Below are 4,535 nucleotides of genomic sequence, written 5' to 3'. Positions count from 1 at the left end.
AATTATTTGTTAAACATAGTGCAAAGGTTCAAATTATAACCAGTCGAAGTATAGGAATAAATTATGGTTTATTAAAAACTGTAAAAATCGGTGTTTATAGACCTCCTCTTAAAATATCCATTCTCTAAAGAATTCCATTCTTTAATTCCTCAAATTCATCTTCTGATATTTCACCTCTTTCTTTAAGTCTGCTTAACTTTTCTAAAATAGCAACTTTATCTGAAGAATCTAACTCATTTTTATCAGTAGTTTTTTTGCCTTTTTTATTTGCTGTTCTTTCTGATATTTTTCTGGTAAGTTTTGAAGATAAACTAAGAATTATAAAAAAAACAAGAAAAGCACCAATGGAAAACAAAACTATTTGAACCCATTCTTTATCTGCTTTCAATTCATTAAAGCTTGAAACTTTTATGTTTTCATTTGTAAGCGTTTCTATGTTATCCTTTTGTGGAATATTGCTATTAGATGCAATTGTAAGATTGGCAAATACTATGAAAAATAAAGATATGTAAAGAATTTTTCTCATTAAATTCATACTTCAAAAGTAAGCTTTTTACTACAAAGTTGGATGTTCTGTTTTAAGGGAGGTTCTATTTCATTCTAAATATTTTAATCTCATTCTCTATCCTTTTATGAGTTGGATAGTAATAATAACAAGCGTATAAAGAAAGTAATATTGTTCCATAATAAAAGAAGCTATCAAAATTAAACAATGATGCAATTATCAAAAAATACGGTGTAAGTAGAACAATAAAAATAATGTTTTTTTCAAAATTAACAAATTCACTCGCAGAAATTTTCTTTTGATTTTTTACTTTGTTTACAAACCATAACCTGTACCAAATGGGAAAAGCAATTGCAGTTGAAGTAGCAAAAACAAAAGTTAATATTTTAATAATCTGAGATGTAGAAAGGTCAATTAGAAGAGAAAACTTTTGTTTCAATATTTCAATTACAGCTAAAATTAATAATGCAGGAATAAGTTGCATAAAATAAGTTTTTATTAAAATATCACGAATTTTTGACATATTTAGTATTTTTATGAAGATGAAAAAATTTAATAATTCCTTCAATTGTAACCCATAAAACAATTACCATAATAATTCCATTGACCACTGAAAGTAAAATTTCATTATTTGACATAAAAGAATTTTGGTTCATAATTGTAGCCCAAAAAGTAATAACACTCATAAACAAAGCAGGAATTCCTGCTACCAACCATTTATTATTTCCTTTCGGTTTAAGATAAAGAGTAATAATAATTAAAGCAAGTGCTGCAAGCGTTTGGTTTACAGCTCCGAATAATGGCCACAAACTTAATGCACCTTTACCATCAGCACCTGTTGCAAAAGCAAGAATAGCCGCAGTTAAAACAACAAAAAAAGTAACAATATATCTATTACTAAAAATTTTATTTTTAAATCCGCTAAAAAGTTCTGTAACAACATAACGCTGAATTCTTGTGGCAGTATCTAAGGTTGTTCCTGCAAATGATGCAACAAAAACGCCCATTATTACAAGAGAAATATTTTTAGGAATTCCCAAACTTCCTATCATGTTTGATGCACCTTCAACAAAAGCACCTATTTTTGAACCAAGTCCCTGTGCCACTGCCCATGAAGAATAATGATTTGTCCATGCAGCTACTCCTTCAAGCATTTGCCCGTCAGTACTTTTGTAACCCATTCCAATTCCTGCTGCAACTGCAATTACAACTAATGTTGCCAAAGCTCCTTCAAGAAGCATAGAGCCGTATCCTACAAATAATGAATCGTTCTCTTGTCGCACTTGCTTAGCAGAAGTTCCTGAAGAAACTAATGAATGAAAGCCTGAAATAGCTCCACAGGCAATTATAATAAACAAAAATGGCAACATTGGAGGAGCATCAGCAGGTTTCGTTTGAACAGCAGGAGCAACAATTTCCAACTCATCACTAACTGCAGAAAAAATAATCCCTAAGATTATCAAAGTCATTGCTATTGCAAGTTGGTAAGCATTTATAAAATCTCGGGGTTGAAGTAAAGAAGTAACAGGCAAAACAGAAGCAATAAATGCATAAATAAGTAAAATAATTGTCCATACAGCTGTTGATGGCAATCCAAAAAGTGAAGGCATTTCAATAGGAATAAAATTACCAACTACCATTGAAAGATACATTAAAACAACAGCTATTATTGTGTAGAGAGTTAAATTTCCTCCTTTTTTATAAATAACAAAACCCAATAACATTGCAATAGGTAATTGTAACCAAACAGGAATAACGGAAGTAGGATAGATGCTGAAAATAATGGCTATTACCAATCCGAATATAGAAATTACAATCCATAATTCCAGAAAAACGATAATGAAAAAGAAAATTTTTGTTCGCGGATTTATATATTTTGCTGTTAACTCTGAAATTGATTTTCCATCATTTCTTAATGAAATTATTAATGAACCAAAATCATGAACTGCACCCATAACAACACTACCGACAAATATCCAAATCATTGCAGGAACCCAGCCCCAGATTATTGCTATTGCAGGACCTACAATTGGTCCCGTTCCTGCAATTGATGCAAAATGATGCCCGAAAATTATCTGTTTTTTTGTAGGAACATAATCCACTCCATCTTCTTTCTCAACAGAAGGAACACTGTTTTTATTATTTATACTAAATATTTTATTCCCGATAAATTTGCCATAAATTTTGTACATGACAATATAACCACCGAAAGTAAAAAGCATTATTAATAAAGCACTCATATCAAATCAAATTGTTTTTTATTTTGATTCAAATATATAAAAAATTGCATTCAAAATTAAAAAAAATAAAGTAGCCGTACGGACAAAACTGGAAAAAGCCAAACAAAAGAATGCGAAGTTTTATTCGTTTGGGAATACCAAAAGGTCAGGCTTATGCTTGCATTTTATTATAGCAGATAAATTGTGAGAGCTACACTTTGTTAGCCGTAGTTTTAATGAAGGAATATTAGCCGCCTACTCGATTACAAACTGGCGATTATTAATTTCTTAATTCATAACTTGTACTTCTTCCTCCTGCTTCTTCTTTTTGCAATATATCCTTGCTTATCAGGATATTAATATCTCGAATTGCAGTGTCTTTTGAACATTTTGCAATCTTTGCCCATTTCGAAGAAGTCAATTTCCCAGCAAATCCATCTAATAATTTGTTTAGCAACTTTTTTTGTCGCTCGTTTATAATTGTTTTTGAGTGTTTGTTCCAGAAGTCAGCTTTGAATAATACTAGTGTCAAAGTTTTGTCGGTTGATTTTAGGGCATTTATTAAACAGTTTAAAAACCATTTTATCCATTCGGTTATATTGAGATCTCCTTTTTGTGTTTTTTCAAGTATCTCATAGTATTGTTTTCTTTCAATCCTAATTTGAGCCGACATACTATAAAAACGTTGAGTACTTTTGTCTGATTGTGATAGCAACATATCGGTTAATGCTCTCGTTATTCGTCCATTTCCGTCTTGAAAAGGATGAATTGTAATAAACCAAAGGTGTGCAATAGCTGCTTTTATTACTAAATCAATTTTATCATTCTCGTTAAACCATTCTATAAAACGGTTCATCTCAGTTTCTATTACGATTGCATCAGGGGCTTGAAAATGGACTTTTTCTTTACCTGCTGAACCTGAAACAACTTGCATTAAGCCACTTTTATCTTTTCTCCAATCAGCAACGGTTATTTTAAATATTCCACTTCTACCCATTGGAAACAATGCTGCGTGCCAATCAAAAAGTCTATCTACCGTTAATGGTTTGAAGCAATTATGCGTTGCATCAATCATCATTTCAACCATTCCGTCAACATTTCTGTCTGACACTATTGAACCTGCAAATTCCATCCCTAATCTTTGTGCAATTGAAGAACGAACTTGCTCTGGATTTAAAAGTTCGCCTTCAATTTCTGCTGATTTTAAAACGTCTAATGTTAATGTATCAAGTAAGGCTTCGTCTCTCAAATCAAAACCCAACGATTCCATTTTGCCAATTAAACGTCCTTGCAGATTTCTAGCTTCGCTTAATTGGTTAACAAATTCATCGCTTTTCCAAATGAAATTGGGCCAATTATCTTTTTGATGTATGTAATAACTCATTCGTTGTATATTTTGCAACAAAGATACACATTATTAGTTACATTCAAAAATTATCGTAGCATTATTTGCATTGATTAAGCAGTTTATTCGTTGCACGATACTTTTTTAAGCTTCCAACTAACGTCAAAGTTAATTGTTTAATTTACAGTCAATTAATAGTTTTCAATTTTGTTCATTTCAACCCTTTATTTTATCATTAGTTAGCTGAAAAACTCAACGGATTTTTCTCCGTAGGGGGATTGTACTTAACGTCAGTCTGTCTAATAACCCTAACCACCGATTAAATTTTTGTCAAATATACGGACATTTTTGCTTTGCTCAACTTTTTCTATGGTCAAAAAAGATGTTAATCCAAAAACACAATTAAGTTTTTCTTTTATACCGAAAGGTTATCATGTAACAGAAAATAAATTTTCTTAACATGCTA

The 4,535-nt window shown here is 31.0% G+C and carries 4 protein-coding genes; all 4 read right to left on the bottom strand.

Annotation, left to right across the window (positions count from 1 at the left end; all coding sequences use genetic code 11):
* Window positions 1-124: 124 nt before the first annotated feature.
* Window positions 125-526, bottom strand: coding sequence for an SHOCT domain-containing protein (locus tag U9R42_03165; GenBank protein MEA3495016.1), 402 nt, complete (start codon window positions 524-526; stop codon window positions 125-127).
* A gap of 64 nt (window positions 527-590) precedes the next feature.
* Window positions 591-1,028: a hypothetical protein gene (locus tag U9R42_03160; protein ID MEA3495015.1), complete on the bottom strand. Its 438-nt coding sequence runs from the start codon at window positions 1,026-1,028 to the stop codon at window positions 591-593.
* Window positions 1,012-2,745, bottom strand: coding sequence for a carbon starvation protein A (locus tag U9R42_03155; protein MEA3495014.1), 1,734 nt, complete (start codon window positions 2,743-2,745; stop codon window positions 1,012-1,014). The genes U9R42_03160 and U9R42_03155 overlap by 17 nt, the downstream gene beginning before the upstream one ends.
* Window positions 2,746-3,004: 259 nt before the next feature.
* Window positions 3,005-4,108 (bottom strand): Fic family protein, encoded by a 1,104-nt coding sequence (locus tag U9R42_03150; GenBank protein MEA3495013.1) that lies wholly within the window; start codon window positions 4,106-4,108, stop codon window positions 3,005-3,007.
* Window positions 4,109-4,535 lie beyond the last annotated feature (427 nt).

This window comes from Bacteroidota bacterium (genome assembly GCA_034723125.1).
GTDB lineage: Bacteria > Bacteroidota > Bacteroidia > CAILMK01 > JAAYUY01 > JAYEOP01.
The sequence above is the reverse complement of the archived record's forward strand: the minus strand, read 5'-3'. Positions and strand labels throughout refer to the sequence as shown.